Raw genomic sequence first — 18532 nt, forward strand, 5'->3', positions numbered from 1 at the left:
TCTGATACGATAAATGAGAATTAAAAAATAATAAATAGGATAAATAGCATGGGTTACCAAAAACAACGAACACTAGGTATTATTGGCGGCATGAGCTGGGAAAGTACAGAAAGCTATTATCGACTAATTAATGAAGGTGTCAAGAATAAGCTTGGCGGCTTACATTCAGCTGACTTGTTCATCCATAGTGTGGAATTTGCTTTAATCAATGAGCTACAAGAGCAGGGAATGTGGGACGAGTTGGGTGTATTGATGGCAAGTAGTGCACAGCGTTTGCAAGCTGCTGGCGTAGACGGGCTAATGATTGCTTCTAATACGATGCATAAGTTGGTTGATGATGTTCAGGCAGTCATCCATGTACCTCTCATACATATCGCTGATGCGACTACGGACACCATTAAGAAGAATAACCTAACTAAGATAGCCTTATTAGGTACGCAGTTTACGATGACACAAGACTTTTATAAACAGCGTCTTATTGATGCAGGTTTGCAAGTATTGATACCAGTAGAGGATGCGCGTGCAGAGATACATCGCATCATCAAAAAAGAGCTATGCGTTGGTCAGTTTAAAGACAGCTCACGAGAGTATTATAGCCAAGTGATCAAAGACTTGGCGGAGCAAGGTGCTGAGGGCGTGATATTAGGCTGTACCGAGATAGGCTTACTCATTAGCCAAGCCGATAGTGTGATTCCTATCTTTGATACCACGGCTATTCATGCTGAAGCTGCGGTAGCGTTTTTGCTGGATGAAGACTAACGCGCTTCATCCATTCGCTCATTTAAAACACCATCAATTGCATAGGGTGTTGTCGATCGAATAAAGTAGATACCCTGATATTCTCGTTGTTGTAAAAACACTGACTTACGCGTAATCACAAATCAATTTGCCCTAAATAGGCTTGTGCTAAGATTATCTATTCAAGTTGTTTTGCCAACCATAAATGAGGATGTTTTGATGGTATTACTGCGCACGAGTTTGGCTGCTCTACTGGCTCTTTCTGTCGTGGGATGTACGACGCCCAACACCTTTACCATCGCTACGACCCAAAAGCTAGTGCAGTACGAACGCAACAAGTCAGACCTTGAGGCCAAATCATTAACGCTGGCATCTGGCGATCAAATGACGTATTTAGAAGGCGGCAACTTAGCTGGTGAACCCTTACTATTGATTCATGGTTTTGGTGGCAATAAAGACAACTTTACTCGTATTGCAGATAAGTTAGGCGATTATCATCTGATCGTTCCTGACCTGCTAGGTTTTGGTAATTCTAGCAAACCACCAGAGGCGGACTACCGCGCTGATGCCCAAGCAAAGCGTTTGCATGAACTATTACAAGCGAAAAAAATGGCCTCGGGTATTCATGTCGGTGGCAACTCAATGGGCGGGGCTATCAGTGTCGCCTATGCAGCGATGTATCCTGATAGTGTCAAAAGCTTGTGGTTACTCGATAGTGGTGGGTTTTGGTCAGCTGAAACACAACGAGAGTTTAAAGCATTAGACCTTGATAACAGTCCTTTGTTAATTGACAACACTGAAGCATATTTTACGATGTATAAGACGGTCATGTACAAGCCACCTTATGTTCCAAAGACGATACAAGCTGTTTTTGCCCAAGAGAGTATCGCTAATCGGGCACTGAATACTAAAATACTCAAACAGATCATCGAAGACAATGTAGAAGAGCGTGCAAAAATTATCGCACAATATAATATTCCAACGCTGATCGTTTGGGGAGAAGAGGACAAGGTCATAAAACCTGAGACTGCCGAAATAATGAGCGAGCTGATGCCACAAGCACAGGTCATCATGATGTCGGAAGTGGGTCATGTACCGATGGTAGAGGCGGTAAAAGATACGGCCGAGGATTATAAAAAATTTCGTGCAACGCTAAAAGATGAATAAATCTATAACTCTTTTACCAACCGCTCAAGCAGTCTAAGCGTGCTCTCTTGTTTGACTAAGGCAACCCCTTGTCCTGCCCACAAAGAGAGGTGTTCTGCATCAGAGTTCTTACTAGCATGAGCTCGCATAAATTTCGTCATGGCATTTAAATGCGGGTAGGGCGGTAGCTTATCAGCGCTTTCAAATTGGGCAAAGTCACGTAGATAATCATTCAATAAACCACGAGCGAGCTTACCTGAGAATAATCGAGTTAGTCGCGTTTCTGAGCTGCGCTTATCTTGACTGGCATCGAGTAAAGCTTGTTTATAAATGTCATTGATGCCGCATTTGTCTGTTGTCAAAAACGCTGTTCCTATTTGAGCCAGCTCGGCACCAGCTGCCTGAATAGCTTTGATGGCTTGACTATTCATAATGCCGCCTGCTGCAATCAAAGGAATATCGGTACAGGCGCGCGTTTGGCTCATTAGTGTCAATAGCCCCAATGGATCGCTTTCACTTTGCGGCAGCCAACCACCGCGATGTCCGCCAGCTTCGACCCCTTGTACACATACCGCATCAGCACCAATATCTGCCCATGCTTTTGCTTCTAATGGATGATTAGCGGTGCCGATGACGCGCGTACCGAGACTTTGCAGACGTTGGACTTGCTCGGCACTGATAATGCCAAAGGTAAAACTGGCGACAGGAACAGGATTGTCAAAGAGCACTTGTAGCTGATCTTCGAAACTTTGAGCAGGGCGTTCAGGTAGTGCAAATTCGATATTGTTGTCTTGATAGTATTGACTTAGCCAAGCGGGTATTGCGGTATCAAAGGTCATACAGTCCTGTTCAGAGAGCACCATCAGATTGATCATAAAAGGTCGGTCAGTGAGCGATTTAATGGTATCAATTTGGCTAGTCAAAGTATCTGGTGCCGTCATGCCAGATCCTAATGAGCCCAGTCCGCCAAAGTTACTCACCGTCGCCGCCAGTTCAGGTGTGGTTGCACCTGCCATGGGAGCTTGGACGATAGGGTAGGAGAGATTCAGGGTATCAAGTAAGGTCATGACTGACTGCCTTTTTAGTAGGGTGTTTGCATGACTTACTTTAACAGAGCTGAGTACAGAGTATGTGAGATAGCGTTTATTTAGTTAGGAAATAGAAGGGGTGGGTTTTTATTAATCGGTGTTTTAGAGGATTTTAGTTTCGCTTCAAAACGCTGTGTAATGCCTTAGATTTCCTGATCTTTATCACTTCCATGGAATAGCAGCACGTATTTTTTCGCTCATTATGAAGGTTTTTATTAAGAGTAAATCCTTTTGTGTTTGCGCAACGATTGTTTTATATAACTCAATTGTTTCATTATCAGTAGATGGAATAGGCTGTTGATCAACAAAGTGCGTTAAAATTTCATGATAAGTCAAGTTATTTAACTTGAAGTTATCTGAGCCTACTTGTGATAAATAGTCGGTTATTATTTTTTCAGTTTGATAGATATTGCTATATATTTTGTCAGTATAAAAATATTGTTTATTGCGCATGCTCACCATTGAAGGCGACGAATAAATCACTGTTAATTTTCTTTCAAGGGCATCTTCTATCCAGTCAGGCTCTGAATCTAAGTGCGCCATTGAAACACCATCTAACTGTTTCATAGAACTCATGTTATTCAGGTCTTCTTTAATTTCACCAGATAAAAATTCCGCAATATCGATATTTACATTTTTACCGACAAATTGTGTTGTTTCTCCAATGAAATACCCCCAAGAATATCCTGAAAAATCATTATTAATGTAGGCGTAAGAGTTATTCAGTCTGCCTATTGTCATTGGGTGTTCTAAGTAGCTTTGCTTTATTTCAGAAAGCATTTCATCATAAGATATTAATTCAGTATCATATACAATATATACCTCTTGAATGATATTTTTGCTGTCAGCAAACACGCCAATTTCTTCTATATTTGCATCTTCAGTTGGAAACAGATCGGTGGATAGGCTATAAAATCTGTATCCCAACGGGCGATACCCGAATGCTTCACTATTCCAATCCTGTAAGGTCGGTTCAAAGCTTGGATGTTTTTGCATTGCCACGTCAATAGAGTCTTCACCAACTGTAATACCCAGCGGACTGGCAATTGCTAAATCATTACGATTAATATCGCTAAGTTTGCTAGCAACTGAAGGAGAATCTATATTGGTCGTAACTCTCTCATCAGCATGACTAAATGCGGTCGTAAGAAACCCAATGCTCAAGATAGATAAAAATAGTTTACAGTTCATTGAAATCCCTATGTAAATGAATAATTAAATACCCACCATCTTATAATGATAAGAGCTACTCAATTTATAATAATCAGCAAGCCAAATAACGATTATCCGAACATAAAAAAAGCGAGTGTTCCCCCTGTGCTTTGCTAAGTATATCCGCTCCAATCAGGGTTAGACCACTCCCCAAATCTACCTTTACTACTTTTAATAGAGTCAACTACAAAACCGTAGTCAAAATATTTGACTACGGTTTCTTCAGTATAGATCACTAGTTATTATCGATGTTACTACTTCGTCTATTATTTTTTCCGAATTCTTAGTGGTAGTGGAAATGAAGAGTTGTAAGGATAAGGTTTTGTACTAGGCTGATTGGTAATAAAGTTGACTAAAGTTTCTAAAACGTCTTCAGTAGTGTCTTCAGATAGTATTTTTACTCTACGACCCTCATTATTACGGATAGATATTGGTATCTTCTTAAAGAGATACATCATCTTGTTTTGTTTGTCCTCATCAAAGTTTGTATCAAGTTTCTGATATAACCTGTTATTTTGCCACTCTGGTTGTCCGATAAGTTTAAAAACCGACCATGAAAACATCGTTGTATTTCCCAAAATCTCATATTTATTTAAGTTTATACGCTCATTATTCTCAATCTTAGAAACAATTTTGCTAGCTCGACTAAAATTTTCATATGTATATGTACCCAAACATAAATATAAAGAAACAATATAGGTAATTAGCTCATTACGATTTTTTATTGGACTTTTTTTCGATAGGTTTTTGCTTTGAGTCTTAGTTTGGCGATTATAGTTATATGCGTCTTGTATCCTAAGAGCATCATCTAAGCATTTATTAACTTCGGATAATGGGCTGTAAAGGTCGAAATCAATAATAGAAACAATAGTCGACGGTATTTGGTCTACCTTCCTAAATAACCCAATAGAGTTCTCTGTATACCATTCGCTTAATATAGTTAATGCATCCTCATTATTAATCTTTGTCTCATGTTTATTTTCTACATAAGGTATTGCTAATATTCCAACATTTTCGTTTGCGGTACGCTCTTTAGACTCAAAACTAGCCTTTAACGCAATTTTAATATTGTCCATTAATTGTTCTAGTTGATTAAGCTTATAGATGTCCTCTAAAGGTGCTCTATCAACCGTTATAGTTACGTGACTACTGTTTCTATTATTAGCTATGTTAAAAAAATTCGTTTCCTTTGTACCATATAATATGTTTGATGAATAATTGTCGTCATGAATATAACGAAATACATCGTGTGCCCACGCACCTAGATTAATAGCTATATCTGCTCTAAGGTCTTGTATAAATATCTTTTTATCTAAATTTCCGTAATTTTTGACCAGCTCTGCATAGTGCTCTTTCCTTAGAAGATTTAATATTTTTTTCTTCTCATCCGATAGACTATATTCACTAATCCATCGCTCATGATCATCTCTAAAATCCTTTATATTTGATTCTAACTTTATTTTTTCAAATAAGGCTATCTTAATGGTGCTTTTATCATATACAGGGCTGTTGAGGAACTTCTGAAAAATAGTCATTGTATATTTGAGCGAGGCATACATCTCGTAATATGTATATTGTTTTTCACTACCTTTTAAATCTGGTTCTACACCATGAATATTATCAAGAGGAGCAAAGGCAATTTGTGCATTTTGTATAGATAATAATATTTTATCAATAGCATCAGTTTTAGTTTTATCCTTTAAAAGCAGTAACTCTAGGACGACATCATTACTGCCTTTATTAGCCTCCATCATTTGTAATATGTCACTTCTAACCTTTGAAATCTCACTTCTGTTAGATGAATCCTCGACGCTAAACACAATATCAATAAGCTTTAATCTAGCTTTAACATTTGCACCATTTTTAGGGTGCAACATCAGCTGTCTTGTGTATAGCATCACTAAAAATACTTGCTCAAACACCATCTTTGTAACATTTTTAGTCTCTTTGACAATACTATCAATATCCTTATCTCGTACTCCTAGTACTTCCAGATTTAAATCGATTAGCTTTTCATCGTATTTTTTGTAACTTGAGTTCATTAGTAATTTCCTAAATATAGTCTTATTTTTAGTTAGTTGGGGATACTGTCTGTAAGTAATTAATATGTTGAATATTCTTATAAATAATATTTGGACAGCACTAAGGTATAGGTCTACTGTTTTTTTATAAAAAAGATACGATTATTTTATATTAAAATAAAAATCGTATCTTAATAGTAATTTATTAATTTAAAATTAGATGATAATATTTTTTACCATATCTATATTACATTTTATTTATCCTACTATTATAGTATTATTTAACTCTCGATATAACAATGGTCTATAGATAGGAGGTGTTTATGAGAGTTACAACCCATATGGCACAGCGGATGAATAATCGTGGCATTGTCCAAAGCATGGTTGATTTGACTCTAGAGATAGGGATTATTAAGGGAGACAGATATATAACTGACCGTCGATGTTTGAATGACTATTTAAACGAGTTAGACACTAAATTAGTAGACTGCCGTTCAATGTATAAGAAATATAAGCACTATAGAGCTTCAAATATTATAGCTAAGGCAATAAATAATCTAATACAACTCAGGGGTTTGGTGCTCAAGATGATGAACAAAGGAGGGGTTACGGTAGTGGTTTGTGAAAACAATTTGGTGACTACCTACAATACGGATAGCCATCATCAATATAAATCATACTAATAGAGACATGAATATGCATAATACATTTGAGCTCGTTATAAATTGGCATTTTACAGAAGCTTGCAACTACGCTTGCGATTTCTGTTTCGCAAAGTGGGATAAACAAGGCAGAAAAGAGCTGTTTCATGATGAATACTTGACAGATAAACTGTTAGACGAAGTTTTTGAGTTGAAGACTATACTGGAAGGCGAACAAAATACTAAATTTGATGGTGTTAGATTAAACTTAGTTGGTGGCGAGATATTTTTATATAAAGCCAAAGCTATTCATATAATAAAGCGTGCTAAAAGTTATGGCTTTCGTGTGTCCGCTATCACAAATGGCAGTCGTCTAGATACTGAATTGCTCTCACTAATAGCTGAAAATCTAGACTGGATAGGTTTCAGTGTGGATTCTACAAACCATAAAACTAATTTGATTATCGGGAGATCTGAGAAGAACAAGGTAATGGATACTGACAAAGTTCGTAGCGATATTCATGCTTTGCGAAAGCTAAACACTGAGATAGATATCAAAATCAATACAGTAGTTAATAGTAATAATTTTAATGAAGATCTGTCGGGCTTTATTAGAGATGTTAATCCTTCTAAATGGAAAGTATTTAAGGTATTGCCCAGCCAGGGCTATACTTCAACGATTACAGACACAATGTTTAGTGTATTTTTAGATAAGCATTCAGATTTTAAAAGCATCATAGCATCAGAGGACAACAACGAGATGATGGATTCATACATTATGGTAGACCCATTAGGTCGTTTCTTCCAAAACTCTAATTTAACTGATGGTTATGTTTATAGTCATCCTATTGTCGAGATTGGAGTTAAAAAGGCACTTAGTCAAATAAACTTTAGTTTTGATAAGTTTTTAGGTCGTTATAATATTAATGAAAAGCTTATCGATACTGTTCCAAGGTTTACGTAATATTAATGCAAATTAGATTACTATTAATAAGCTCCTTGAACATAGTTATTAGCTATACTAGCTCAGACCTAATCTGATATCTTGCTTAATTAAAATAATATAAAAAATTGGTGCGCTGGGCGCACCTACTCAAAATTTCAATCTATGTGGAAAATTTATTCATTACAAAAAAAGAGCCAGCCTTCAAATCATCCAAAACGATGATTAAGAAAACTGACCCATTCTTATAATTTTACTTTTGAACGCTTGCTACTAATTCAACTGCAACGACCCCTTCGCATTCATCAACAGCTCAACCACATCATCACCACTGATGACTGTGAAGCGCTTGTCGATAGCTGACTCTCCGATACCATTGTGCTTCATACATGCACTACAGATCAAGACTTGGCCACCTTTTTCGATAAAGGCTTCTAGTAACTCGCCAGCAGGTTCAAACGGTGCGCCGATATCCACTTTTGCCAACGCGTTGGGCAATGCCAAGTGCACCGCATCTACCATCAATATAACTGAGGCAGAGTGTCCTTTTTTGAGTGCCACACCTGCCATAGTAAAAGCCAAGGTGATTTTGCTTGGGTTTGATTCGCTATTGTCGAATAGAGTACCGACGTAATCCGTATTATTAATCATATTATTTTCCTTATGAGACTATTTTTAATTAGATAGTATTTGGTTGAGTGTCAAACTCACTACTATCCTAACAATTTAATATATGTATTTATATAATGTATTGTTGTGCAATAGTAGCCATAAGGTGGCTTGTTTGTGACGTGCTTTCAATAAATGCTTAGTAAGAGTTGTTTTAAGTTGAAATTTCTAGCCACTACTCCGTTGGTGGCCATGGGCGGTCGGCATCACTCTCTATCCATTCGGCGACGTAGCCAGTTGGCGGCAGATCCCAATCAGACTGTCCCAATGCAGCCAGTACTTGAGCCGTATCGATCACTCTGCCGCCTTTTGTCACACCCGTACGCAGTAGTCCAGATGAGCAGGGCTGTCCTTTGACCCACATAGATTGCTCGATATAGAGCCAGCGTGCATCGATACCGACGATTTTTGTCTTTAGCGTGACTTTTTGAAAGGCGCGAATACGCTTACGGTATTGGATGGTGCTGCCCGCGATGACCAAACCCCAACGCTGTTTTAACAGTTGCTTGCCAAGTCCAGTGCGTACCGCAAAATCCATACGCCCCAAATCATACAACGTGAATACGCGGCCGTTATTCATCTCTAAAAAGTTATCGATATCAGATAAGCGACAGCGAAACTGAATCTCACTGGTGTCTTTAAGCGTCAATGTATCGCCCTTTTTCGTTTTTAGGGCGGCACGAGCGATGGTGCTGGCATAACGGATAAATGGGTACATAGAACTCTCTCAAAAAGGTTAAAGGATAAAGGTAGGGTTTACCAGATGATTATTGGTGCTCTTTATTAGACGGTACGCCAATATAATTAAAATAAGCACTGACGGTCTCGGGTATCCAGTTGATATCGAATTTTGAGGTCTTTGTTTTTTTACCATTGGTGCTAGATTGCTCAACGCTAGATTTATTATCAGTAGATTGACCATCTACTGAATGGGTGTCTGCGCTATTCTTTGGATGATTGTCGGAGCGATAACGCAGATAACCGATATGACCACCGTGCGGGGTATCTAAAATGGTGACACTATCAGAGACATCATTTGGCGTCGCGGTAAAGCCAATAAAAGGATCGTCCTTTGCACTAATCAGTAGCAGAGGCTTAGTTACGTTGATCAAATAAGGTAGGGCAGAAGAAGAGTGATAATAGTGATTGTTGGAGCGGTAGCCATGACGCGGGGCGGTGAAGATATCATCAAAGTCGCTGATACGATTGACGGCTTTGATAGCATCAATTTCTTCTTTGGTAATATCGTTCGCCAACGCTTTTTTGATAATTGGATTGAGCAAATAAGGCGTATAGATACGATGACTCAAAAAGCTGTGCATGGTAATGGCCGCTGACGACATATCGACGGGAGCAGAGATGACCGCAGCGCCTTTGCAGATGGCTTCGTCACCATACTCGCCCATGTACTTCGCTAGTGCATTACCACCGAGTGACACGCCAGCCGCATAGATATTGGCATACTGCGCACGTAAGTTCTGTAGCGCGTGATGCACCTCGGCAGTATCACCCGCATTATAAAAAACTCGACCATTAGCTGGAATACCGCCACAACTACGAAAGTGCACCACCACAAAATGCCAGCCTTGCGCATGCATTTGATATGCCAGCGCGCGAGCATAATGGCTATCGCTGCTGCCTTCCATACCATGAAATAGCACAATCAATGGCGTTTGCTCAAGCTCACCAGCTTTTGATGCCTCTACAGAATGCGCATCATAAAAGTCGTAAGCAATATCGGTTTCACTTAAGGAATCTTGCATCACCACGCGGCGATAGGTTGGTGCTTTGGGTGCAAAGAACTTGGGCAAGATGCTTTGTAGATGGGGATTGGTTAACCAAAATGGTGGCTTAAAAGGGGCTGGAGAGAATGGCTTGTTCGATTTGGAAACAGACATAAATGGCTCTTATTTAATTATTGTTAAAAAGCAATGGCTTATCATACCGATGGCAATGGGCAAAACCAATGACTTTCAGTGAACGCATGGTTACTGAATATCAGACACTTAAAACAACCACTGCAAAGTAGACGCTAAAAAAAGTCCTTCAAAAGTAGATACCTAAAAGCAATCAATTAGCATCATGTATCATTTAGTGCTTATCCAACACCCGCCCATCCATCGCAAGGCGTTCTTTTAAACTATCGATATCGACTTCAGCAAGCGTCACAGTCAGTGTTACTTGCTTACTATAAGCGACATCATCGATGCTGCCGTTCAGGCTATCGACGACGTAACGACATTGGGCTTCGGTGGCAAACTCTGCCAATATCTGTACTTTTGCCATTGGGACATAAGGGCTTAATGTCATCTGATCGACGGCCGCTTGTGCTGAGCCTGCATACGCACGGGTTAGACCGCCTGCGCCTAACTTAATGCCACCGAAATAACGCACCACGATGATAATGACATTGCCGATAGACTTGTGCTGCAATACATTTAATATTGGACGTCCTGCCGTGCCATTTGGCTCACCATCATCATCGAAACCAGCACTGGTGGTGTTATTTGGATCGCCAATGATATAGGCCCAGCAGTGATGACGGGCATCGGGATACTTTTCTCGTAGCTGTTCCACGTGAAACATTGCGTCCTCGCGTGACGCTACGGGATAAGCATAAGCAATAAACTCAGATTTCTTGATTTCTAAGCGAGCAGTGACGGTACGTTTTAGCGTTTGATAGCTCATATTTCATCAGGTCTAGGTTGGATATGGTAAACTGGTCTTACTTTCACTGTCGTCCATATTTGGCGCAGTGTTTATTTAATTTTTATTATAGTACCACTTCTTACCCGTGAAGATAGCGATGCAAGCTCAATGTGAGTGCCCGCGTTGCTGCTATAGTCGGTTCAAGGTAACTTAGAGACAAGAATGGTGAGTGAAAGGACTACAAACAGTAGACGACACTAGCCTGACATCCTCTCTAATTTAGATAGAACTGAATATGCTGAGGTAAAGTAGGTATCATAAAACGGATGGTAGTAAATAGTATGCGTCTAGATAAATTTATTAGTAAAGCCACTGAGCTGTCACGTAAAGAATCCAAAAAAATCATGCACGCCGGTGAGATTATGGTGAACGAGCAGGTCGTCAAGGATCCTGGTTTGCATGTCGATATCGTTAATGACGAAGTGATGTGGGGCGGTGAACCACTCTCGGTCGCGGCTGGCAGTCGTTATATTTTACTTCATAAACCTGAAGGGTTTGAATGTACGCTAAAGGCCAAAGAATACCCAATCGTCACTGAGCTGATAGCCGTGCCAGAGCTTGGTAGCTTACGCATTGCTGGTCGCTTAGATGTCGATACCACTGGCGCACTGCTGATCAGTGATGACGGTGGTTGGCTACATCGTGTGACCAGTCCTAAGCACGAGCATGCCAAAACATATGAGCTGACCTTAGCGGATGCGATGGACAGCGATGCTCAAGCCAATGCAGTCAAAGAAGTAGCGGAAGGTATCTTGTTAGAAGGTGATCACGAAGAAACCAAGCCTGCGGTTCTTGAGTTCATCGATGCAACACATGCGCGCCTGACGTTAGAGCAAGGTAAATATCATCAAGTTAAACGTATGATGGGTTATTTTGGCAATAGAGTAACTGATTTACATCGTGCCAGCATTGGTCATATTAACTTAGAAGGATTGGAGAAAGGCGATAGTCGTTTCTTAACACCAGAAGAAGTTGCTAAGTTTTAAGTCGTTGCTTTCTTTCGTTTTAAGATAACTTCGCTTTAAAATGATTTCGCTTTAAAATAACTCGCAAACATATTATCTAAAATGAGCAGCCACTAAACAGTGTGCTGCTTTTTTTCTTTTATTTTCAGGGCAGTATGTGTTGCCTATCTCTTAAAGCTAAGTAGCAATTTTGCAAAATTGAGCCTTTAACACTTTGCAAATATTATCCTTGTGCTAAAGTCTTCTCACCTCTTTAATCTCTATATTTACATAATATGTTACTTGCTATGCCACGTGGCTAGCATGAACAATGTCGTTCTTAAACACTATCGTTATTAAATACTGTCATTATTACAAATCAGATAGGACTGTCTCTGTGAAATTATCCGTATTAAAATCTGCTGGTCTAATCAGTACCATACTGTTGGCAACGACTGCATGTGCTGAGCCTAGTGCCAATGATGCTACCAGTAAGAATGTCAGTCAAAGTGCCCAAAGCCCTCAAGGTGCTGGCACAGTAAGTAAATCTATTGACAGTCGCTTGCGCCAACTGTTGGCTCAGGCAGGTATCAAAACGCAAATCACCTCTATTGTGCCATCCAACTTGCCCAATATGTATCAAGTCAATTTGGCGGGGCAGTTACCTTTGCACATCACTGAAGATGGCAGATATGTCATCCAAGGTGAGCTACAAAAGAACCCAAGCAAGCGGGTAGTGACCAAAACCCCAGCACGCAGCACGAGTGCGCAGGTAGGCAAACCTGTCAGTGCTAGCGTCAAATCTGACATGCTAGCAAATATGGCAGCGCTGAAAAATATGAGTGCTAAAACACCATTTTTCTATACTGCCGTACCTGGTGTTATTTGGGGTGCGACGTTAGAAGGCGTGCCTTTCTTATTATCAGATGATGCGCAGTACATCACCGATGGTGAGATATCTGTCATCGAAAATGGTCAGTTTATTGGGCTCGACGAAGAGTTTGAATCGCTGAAAAATCAGTCTGTGTTTGCGACGTTGGATAAGAGCCAAGTGATTACTTACACAGCGACCAGCAAAGAGCGCGCTGTCATCTATGTGGCTGATGATGTGAATTGTCCGTACTGCCGCCGATTGCATCAACAGATACCCATGCTCAATACAAAAGGTGTCACCGTCAACGTTATCGGCTATCCGATATATGAGGCATCACCTGCACAAATGCGTGGTATCTGGTGTCAAGCTGATGAAAGCAGTCGTCGCAAAGCTTTTGATAAAGCAATGCTAGCGGGTCAGATGACGCCTGCACCAGCTAACTGTAACACCGATCATATAACGCCGAACCGTGAAAAGGCAGCTGGTCTGGCCGTGATGGCGACGCCTGCTATTTACCGTGAGGATGGCGTACTCTATCAAGCCAGCTTTGAGAGCCCTGAATTCTTGGAGTTTTTGGGCGTAGACTAAACCACGCCACTAGCGATACTACTAAGATATCGTTATCTATCGGTTAGATGCTGCGCGAGTCGTTCGATATGCTCAACACCAATCCCGCAGCAACCGCCAATAATATTTGCACCCGAGGCTTGCCAAAGCTCGGCCCACGTTAGGTAATGCTCAGGTGTGGTGTCTTCACGTATGTCGCGCAGTTGTGCATTGGCTTGTTTATGGACTTGCTTTGAGACAAAAGCATTGGCATAGACGCCCAGTTGCATAGGGTGCGATGCTTTATCAGTCAGCTCTTTCGCAGTTTGCAATGCTGCATTCATGACCTCGGGCTGACTACAGTTAAACAGTACGGCATCGACATTCAATGCCATCATCGCCTGTACAGCCTCGGCTACTGATTCACCAGAGCGCAACGTCGGTGTGCTCACAGCACGATTGGAATCAGCACTGCTATTAAGGTCATCGGCAGCAATATCTAACTGACTGTCATCTAGCGTAAATGCAATCCAAATGGGTTTAGATACAGCTTCTTTTTGAGTCGCTGTAAATTCAGTAATTAGCTGATGCCACGTTTGTGCTTCAACGATACTGCTTTGTGTCTCCACCAACCACATATCCACATAATCTATCTGTGCAGACAATAACGGACGCGCAATCGTAGGGGCTTGCTTGGCATCGAACAAGTCAGGACGGTAAGAGCCGAATAGTGGCGGTAGACAGCCAGCGATTTGTACGCTTGCTGCGTGGTTAGGATTTTCGCTTTCTTGCTTTTCATTCTCTTGTACGGCCTCGAATGCGAGCTGCGCTGCAGTCCTGATGAGCTGCTCACCCTCACTAAAAAAGCTGTCTCCCAAATGATAAGGAGTGACTGCATAGCTGTTGACAGTGATAACAGTCGCACCTGCTTTTATGTAGTCCAAATGGACATCACAAACACTATCGGGCGCTAGGCTCAATGATAGCGCTGACCATTCAGGTTGGCGAAAAGGAGCGCCGCGTCGTTCAAGCTCACGTCCCATACCGCCATCTAGTATGGTGATTGGTGGTAGAGAGTTAGGCGCTGGCGTGGTAAACGAGTCATTAGGTTGAGCAGACGTTACTGTATCTGTCACTGGAGAGGTTGTTTGAGTGTGCATCGTACGCTCACTTATAAATTGGTTTAATGTAGGGCGTATCATCAACTAGCATATTAATACATTTAGTGGCCTTAAAATGGCTAAATTTTTCTCATTTTAAGCCCACAATCTAATTGATGACACGGCCTCGTTGATTCAAAAAACAGCCAAGGCAACCTTGCTAAGAATATAGGTGATATTCCTAGCGAGGTTCGCGCTGTGACTTTTTATAACGGATTATAATAGGTGCTTTTATTATAGATAATTAGCGATAGCGCAAAATTCGCAACCGCAGCGTCTTGTACTATGGCAACACTATATCGACGATTTTCCAGTTAATCAGACCCTCACGTTGCATCTCTATGGTGAGTGGATAGCCTTTAACTTGTCCGCTGATAGTGAAGCAATTGATGCCACAATAACTCAGCTTAGGTTTGTCACTATCAGAGCCTTGAGCCACTTGCTTCTCAAGTTCAGCGGCTTGTTTTGTCATGATTTCCTGCATTTGGCTTTTGACCACCGCATCGACATCACCGCGCTGGATAATGAGGTTTTGAATCAAGTTTTTCAGATTGACTTGGTTACTCGCGATAGCCCATGCCGCTGCTAACTCTTTGGTTGCTGTATTAGCCTGACCTTGCGTGTTAATAACTTTTTCAATATTCTGCGGTGTGATGGCACCATTAACTGCTTTTGCAATAAAACTATTGGCAGCCTCGGTCAAAGGCTCGCCACCCAGCTGAGAAACTAACGGATATTGGGTCATCGTCGCCGTAAACTGACTGGTTAATTGGTTTTGCACACTAGGCCTTACTTGATCATAGTCAATGGCCGCTGCAATGGTGGCACCGTCTTTGTCATCGTAGGCATTTTTGAGTTGATATGCACTGTAATAAGGCGAACCTGCATAGACGGCGACTACGATGATGATTAATAAAACAATCAGCTTCTTCATAAAAAACGATACCTTGTCGCAAACTTAGGGTCTGTTGAACATTCAAATGTGGTGCTGGCAATCACTATTTTTTAGACAATAGGCATTGAAATTTTTGATGCCTAGTCATTCTAGGTGAAACAATTTCGCCATATATTGGCAAAAAATAGTATTGCCCTCCACTCGAGCACAGCTCTTGCCTTGCGAACGGGCAAAGCAGTGCTTTGCTCGATCCGTTCTCAAGGCTGATGCTAAAATCCCCCCAAACGTTGTTGCAAACCTAGCTAAGGTCTCGACATTATCGTCGGTTTGCGCCTAGTTTGATGCAATTTTAGCAATCAGCAGCCCTAATATTTGAATGTTCAACAGACCCTAATAATTTTAAGATAAATGGCTATAAACTTGGCGATAAATACTAGCACGGCTCAATTGTATTAAGGTATGAAAAACTTTGTTCGTTCCTTAATAAAACCTTTTTGTAGTGACGAAATACTCTTAAACGATACTTTCCATCGCTGAGAGCTTGATAAATCATTATGCCATCTCCATAAATAGCGCAAACTTTTAATAATTGATTTGGCTAAGCAGCATCCCGCCGTATTCACTTGTAAGATTCTTAACATTATCATCTCTTTTTCTTCACTATTCATTGTGTTTCATGTGAAACCTTTAAGTGAGAAAACGAGTAGCAATAATATAATGATTGATAAGGGTTACTGAATCGACCGGCCGGTGGACTGTAAAGACGATAGGAGAGCCCATGAGTAAGCGTGATTTTTATGAAATATTAGGTGTCAGTAAGACCGCTGATAGCAAGGAAATTAAGCGAGCTTACCGCAAGCTGGCCATGAAATACCATCCAGATCGTAACTCTGACGACCCTGATGCTGAAGACAAGTTCAAAGAAGCATCAATGGCTTATGAAGTACTGAGCAGCGAAGAAAAACGCTCAGCCTACGATCGTATGGGTCATTCAGCGTTTGAAAACGGCATGGGCGGCGGTGGCTTTGGCGGCGGCGGTGGCGGTAATTTCCAAGATATCTTCGGTGATATCTTCGGCAACTTCGGTGATATCTTCGGTCAGCAGCGTGGTGGCGGCGGTGGCGGGCGTTCACGCCGTGGTTCTGATTTGCGTTACGTCATTGAGCTGACACTAGAAGAAGCGGTACGTGGCTGCAAAAAAGAAATTAGCTTTACAGCACCTGCACCTTGCGACACTTGTGATGGCAAAGGCGCAAAAAATGCCTCTGACGTTGTAACTTGTCAGACGTGTCATGGTCAAGGCCAAGTCCGTATGCAGCAGGGTTTCTTTGCTGTTCAGCAAGCCTGCCCACATTGCGGCGGCACTGGTAAGCAAATCAAAAACCCATGCTCTGACTGTCATGGTAATGGCGTCAAAGACAAATCACGTACGCTAGAAGTGTCTATCCCAGCGGGTGTCGATGATGGTGATCGCGTTCGTCTCGCAGGTGAAGGTGAAGCGGGCGGTGCTGGTGTCCAAAATGGCGACCTATACGTCGAAGTGCGTGTTAAACAGCACAATGTCTTCACGCGTCAAGGCGCTGATCTCTATATGGATGTGCCAGTGAGTATCACTGATGCAGCATTAGGTAAAGAAGTTGAAATCCCAACGTTAGATGGTAAAGTAAAAATCAAGGTTGCTGAAGGCACGCAAAGTGGTAAGTTGCTACGTGTCCGCGGTAAAGGCGTGACGCCAGTTCGCACGACCATGAAAGGTGATTTGATTTGTCGTGTTGTCATCGAGACGCCAGTCAATCTAACGCGTGAGCAAAAAGACTTGTTGCGTGAATTCCAAGATACATTAGATGGTGATAGCAAGCATCAACAGTCACCACATAAAAAGTCATTCTTCAAAAAGATTGGTGAGCTGTTTGACTGATAGTTTTACTTAACTAAACAATGTCATTATTTTGAGCCCAATAGTTTCACGTGAAACTATTGGGCTTTTTGCTGAGCGTATAAAAAGCCACTCAAGTGGGGATATTTGTTAAACTTACGATAAATAGTATTTCAAAACACCTTTATTAAAAACAAAGTATTTAGGACAAAAATATGAGTCAACAAGTAAAAGAACAAACCATCAAAGTTGGTGTCATTGGAGCGGGTGGTCGTATGGGCCGTATGCTTATCGAAGCGGTAAAAGACAACACGCAAACGACATTGAGCGCAGCGATCGAGCGTCAAGGATCGAGCCTAGTAGGTGCTGATGCGGGTGAAGTGGCTGCTATCGGGCGCTTAGATGTGCAGATTGTCGATGATCTAAAGGCAGTCGTAGACGACATCGACGTGCTGATTGATTTTAGCTTACCTGATGCGACTGAAAAAAATATGCAAATTTGTGCTGAGCATAATGTTGCGATGGTCATCGGTACGACAGGATTCAACGAGCAGCAAGAGCAAGTATTGGCAAAGGCGAGTGAGCAGATTGCGATTGTTTATGCAGGTAACTATTCGACGGGCGTGAATCTGTCATTGAAGCTATTAGGTATGGCAGCAAAAGCATTTGGCAATGACGCAGATGTAGAAGTCATCGAAGCACATCATAAGCACAAAATCGATGCGCCATCAGGTACCGCTTATATGATGGCAGAAGCTGTGGCAGAAGCTCGTGGACAGAACCTAAAAGACGTCGCTGTTTATGGCCGCGAAGGACAAACGGGTGAACGCGAAGCAGGTACGATTGGTATCCATGCGATTCGTGGTGGTGAAATCATCGGCGATCATACCGTGATGTTCATCGCTGACGGCGAGGTAGTCGAGATTACGCATCGTGCCCGTGCGCGCATGACTTTTGCCGCTGGTGCTGTACGCGCTGCAACTTGGATTATTCAGCAAGAAGTAGGGCAGTATAATATGCAAGATGTGTTAGGACTAAATGACTAGGGCATGTCTTCAACATGCTCTAAA

Annotated in this window: 17 protein-coding genes; 8 read left to right on the top strand and 9 right to left on the bottom strand. The window is 41.5% G+C overall.

The window, feature by feature from the left end; all coding sequences use genetic code 11:
- Positions 1 to 48: 48 nt before the first annotated feature.
- Together I6E61_RS00490 and I6E61_RS00495 are read left to right on the top strand one after the other, a co-directional pair.
- A complete protein-coding gene (locus I6E61_RS00490) occupies positions 49 to 759 on the top strand; it encodes an aspartate/glutamate racemase family protein (protein ID WP_197128494.1) in 711 nt (236 codons plus the stop codon).
- A 198-nt stretch (positions 760 to 957) separates the two neighbouring features.
- Entirely contained in the window at positions 958 to 1905 is a 948-nt protein-coding gene (locus I6E61_RS00495; protein WP_197128496.1) for an alpha/beta fold hydrolase, read from the top strand.
- 2 nt (positions 1906 to 1907) lie between these two features.
- Here I6E61_RS00495 and I6E61_RS00500 read toward each other — a convergent pair whose 3' ends face one another.
- From I6E61_RS00500 to I6E61_RS00510, 3 genes are all read right to left on the bottom strand, one after another.
- Positions 1908 to 2951 (bottom strand): nitronate monooxygenase family protein, encoded by a 1044-nt coding sequence (locus I6E61_RS00500; protein ID WP_197128499.1) that lies wholly within the window; start codon positions 2949 to 2951, stop codon positions 1908 to 1910.
- A 183-nt stretch (positions 2952 to 3134) separates the two neighbouring features.
- Positions 3135 to 4163: a hypothetical protein gene (locus tag I6E61_RS00505; RefSeq protein ID WP_197128501.1), complete on the bottom strand. Its 1029-nt coding sequence runs from the start codon at positions 4161 to 4163 to the stop codon at positions 3135 to 3137.
- 287 nt (positions 4164 to 4450) lie between these two features.
- Positions 4451 to 6226, bottom strand: coding sequence for a hypothetical protein (locus I6E61_RS00510; protein ID WP_197128503.1), 1776 nt, complete (start codon positions 6224 to 6226; stop codon positions 4451 to 4453).
- Positions 6227 to 6528: 302 nt separating this feature from the next.
- Between I6E61_RS00510 and I6E61_RS00515 the strand changes: the two genes are divergently transcribed.
- Together I6E61_RS00515 and I6E61_RS00520 are read left to right on the top strand one after the other, a co-directional pair.
- The gene (locus I6E61_RS00515; protein ID WP_197128505.1) at positions 6529 to 6888 is read left to right on the top strand and encodes a hypothetical protein; all 360 of its coding nucleotides are present in this window, start codon (positions 6529 to 6531) and stop codon (positions 6886 to 6888) included.
- A 13-nt stretch (positions 6889 to 6901) separates the two neighbouring features.
- A complete protein-coding gene (locus I6E61_RS00520) occupies positions 6902 to 7810 on the top strand; it encodes a viperin family antiviral radical SAM protein (RefSeq protein ID WP_227685612.1) in 909 nt (302 codons plus the stop codon).
- Positions 7811 to 8062: 252 nt separating this feature from the next.
- On the opposite strand, the gene I6E61_RS00525 is transcribed toward I6E61_RS00520, so the two are convergent.
- From I6E61_RS00525 to I6E61_RS00540, 4 genes are all read right to left on the bottom strand, one after another.
- Positions 8063 to 8440 (bottom strand): DsrE family protein, encoded by a 378-nt coding sequence (locus I6E61_RS00525; RefSeq protein WP_197128510.1) that lies wholly within the window; start codon positions 8438 to 8440, stop codon positions 8063 to 8065.
- 193 nt (positions 8441 to 8633) lie between these two features.
- Positions 8634 to 9176 carry an acyl-CoA thioesterase gene (locus I6E61_RS00530; protein WP_197128512.1) on the bottom strand — a complete coding sequence of 181 codons (543 nt, stop codon included), beginning with the start codon at positions 9174 to 9176 and terminating at the stop codon, positions 8634 to 8636.
- 49 nt (positions 9177 to 9225) lie between these two features.
- Positions 9226 to 10356 (bottom strand): YheT family hydrolase, encoded by a 1131-nt coding sequence (locus I6E61_RS00535; protein ID WP_197128514.1) that lies wholly within the window; start codon positions 10354 to 10356, stop codon positions 9226 to 9228.
- Between the two features lie 193 nt (positions 10357 to 10549).
- Positions 10550 to 11146: a YigZ family protein gene (locus tag I6E61_RS00540; protein ID WP_197128516.1), complete on the bottom strand. Its 597-nt coding sequence runs from the start codon at positions 11144 to 11146 to the stop codon at positions 10550 to 10552.
- A gap of 302 nt (positions 11147 to 11448) precedes the next feature.
- Here I6E61_RS00540 and I6E61_RS00545 point away from each other — a divergent pair, with 302 nt between their 5' ends.
- Both I6E61_RS00545 and I6E61_RS00550 read left to right on the top strand, forming a co-directional pair.
- Positions 11449 to 12153: a pseudouridine synthase gene (locus I6E61_RS00545; RefSeq protein ID WP_197128519.1), complete on the top strand. Its 705-nt coding sequence runs from the start codon at positions 11449 to 11451 to the stop codon at positions 12151 to 12153.
- Positions 12154 to 12508: 355 nt separating this feature from the next.
- Positions 12509 to 13573, top strand: a complete 1065-nt coding sequence (locus tag I6E61_RS00550) for a disulfide isomerase DsbC N-terminal domain-containing protein (protein ID WP_197128521.1) — start codon at positions 12509 to 12511, stop codon at positions 13571 to 13573.
- A 32-nt stretch (positions 13574 to 13605) separates the two neighbouring features.
- Here I6E61_RS00550 and I6E61_RS00555 read toward each other — a convergent pair whose 3' ends face one another.
- Positions 13606 to 14595 (bottom strand): homocysteine S-methyltransferase family protein, encoded by a 990-nt coding sequence (locus I6E61_RS00555; RefSeq protein WP_320158561.1) that lies wholly within the window; start codon positions 14593 to 14595, stop codon positions 13606 to 13608.
- 379 nt (positions 14596 to 14974) lie between these two features.
- Positions 14975 to 15625 (bottom strand): DUF2939 domain-containing protein, encoded by a 651-nt coding sequence (locus I6E61_RS00560; protein ID WP_197128525.1) that lies wholly within the window; start codon positions 15623 to 15625, stop codon positions 14975 to 14977.
- 739 nt (positions 15626 to 16364) lie between these two features.
- Between I6E61_RS00560 and dnaJ the strand changes: the two genes are divergently transcribed.
- Complete coding sequence (gene dnaJ / locus I6E61_RS00565) at positions 16365 to 17504, top strand: molecular chaperone DnaJ (protein WP_197128527.1); 1140 nt, start codon at positions 16365 to 16367, stop codon at positions 17502 to 17504.
- 173 nt (positions 17505 to 17677) lie between these two features.
- The gene (dapB, locus tag I6E61_RS00570) at positions 17678 to 18508 is read left to right on the top strand and encodes a 4-hydroxy-tetrahydrodipicolinate reductase (protein WP_197128529.1); all 831 of its coding nucleotides are present in this window, start codon (positions 17678 to 17680) and stop codon (positions 18506 to 18508) included.
- The last annotated feature ends 24 nt before the right edge of the window (positions 18509 to 18532 follow it).

This window comes from Psychrobacter sp. NZS113, assembly GCF_015864825.1.
Lineage (GTDB): Bacteria > Pseudomonadota > Gammaproteobacteria > Pseudomonadales > Moraxellaceae > Psychrobacter.

What these genes read in the sequence shown, in the direction of transcription:
- I6E61_RS00525 (WP_197128510.1), bottom strand. Translation starts at nt 8,440, where the DNA reads ATGATTAATAATACGGATTACGTCGGTACTCTATTCGACAATAGCGAA.
- I6E61_RS00520 (WP_227685612.1), top strand. Translation starts at nt 6,902, where the DNA reads ATGCATAATACATTTGAGCTCGTTATAAATTGGCATTTTACAGAAGCT.
- I6E61_RS00510 (WP_197128503.1), bottom strand. Translation starts at nt 6,226, where the DNA reads ATGAACTCAAGTTACAAAAAATACGATGAAAAGCTAATCGATTTAAAT.
- I6E61_RS00500 (WP_197128499.1), bottom strand. Translation starts at nt 2,951, where the DNA reads ATGACCTTACTTGATACCCTGAATCTCTCCTACCCTATCGTCCAAGCT.
- I6E61_RS00515 (WP_197128505.1), top strand. Translation starts at nt 6,529, where the DNA reads ATGAGAGTTACAACCCATATGGCACAGCGGATGAATAATCGTGGCATT.
- I6E61_RS00545 (WP_197128519.1), top strand. Translation starts at nt 11,449, where the DNA reads ATGCGTCTAGATAAATTTATTAGTAAAGCCACTGAGCTGTCACGTAAA.
- dnaJ (WP_197128527.1), top strand. Translation starts at nt 16,365, where the DNA reads ATGAGTAAGCGTGATTTTTATGAAATATTAGGTGTCAGTAAGACCGCT.
- I6E61_RS00495 (WP_197128496.1), top strand. Translation starts at nt 958, where the DNA reads ATGGTATTACTGCGCACGAGTTTGGCTGCTCTACTGGCTCTTTCTGTC.
- I6E61_RS00505 (WP_197128501.1), bottom strand. Translation starts at nt 4,163, where the DNA reads ATGAACTGTAAACTATTTTTATCTATCTTGAGCATTGGGTTTCTTACG.
- I6E61_RS00535 (WP_197128514.1), bottom strand. Translation starts at nt 10,356, where the DNA reads ATGTCTGTTTCCAAATCGAACAAGCCATTCTCTCCAGCCCCTTTTAAG.
- I6E61_RS00560 (WP_197128525.1), bottom strand. Translation starts at nt 15,625, where the DNA reads ATGAAGAAGCTGATTGTTTTATTAATCATCATCGTAGTCGCCGTCTAT.
- I6E61_RS00530 (WP_197128512.1), bottom strand. Translation starts at nt 9,176, where the DNA reads ATGTACCCATTTATCCGTTATGCCAGCACCATCGCTCGTGCCGCCCTA.
- dapB (WP_197128529.1), top strand. Translation starts at nt 17,678, where the DNA reads ATGAGTCAACAAGTAAAAGAACAAACCATCAAAGTTGGTGTCATTGGA.
- I6E61_RS00540 (WP_197128516.1), bottom strand. Translation starts at nt 11,146, where the DNA reads ATGAGCTATCAAACGCTAAAACGTACCGTCACTGCTCGCTTAGAAATC.
- I6E61_RS00490 (WP_197128494.1), top strand. Translation starts at nt 49, where the DNA reads ATGGGTTACCAAAAACAACGAACACTAGGTATTATTGGCGGCATGAGC.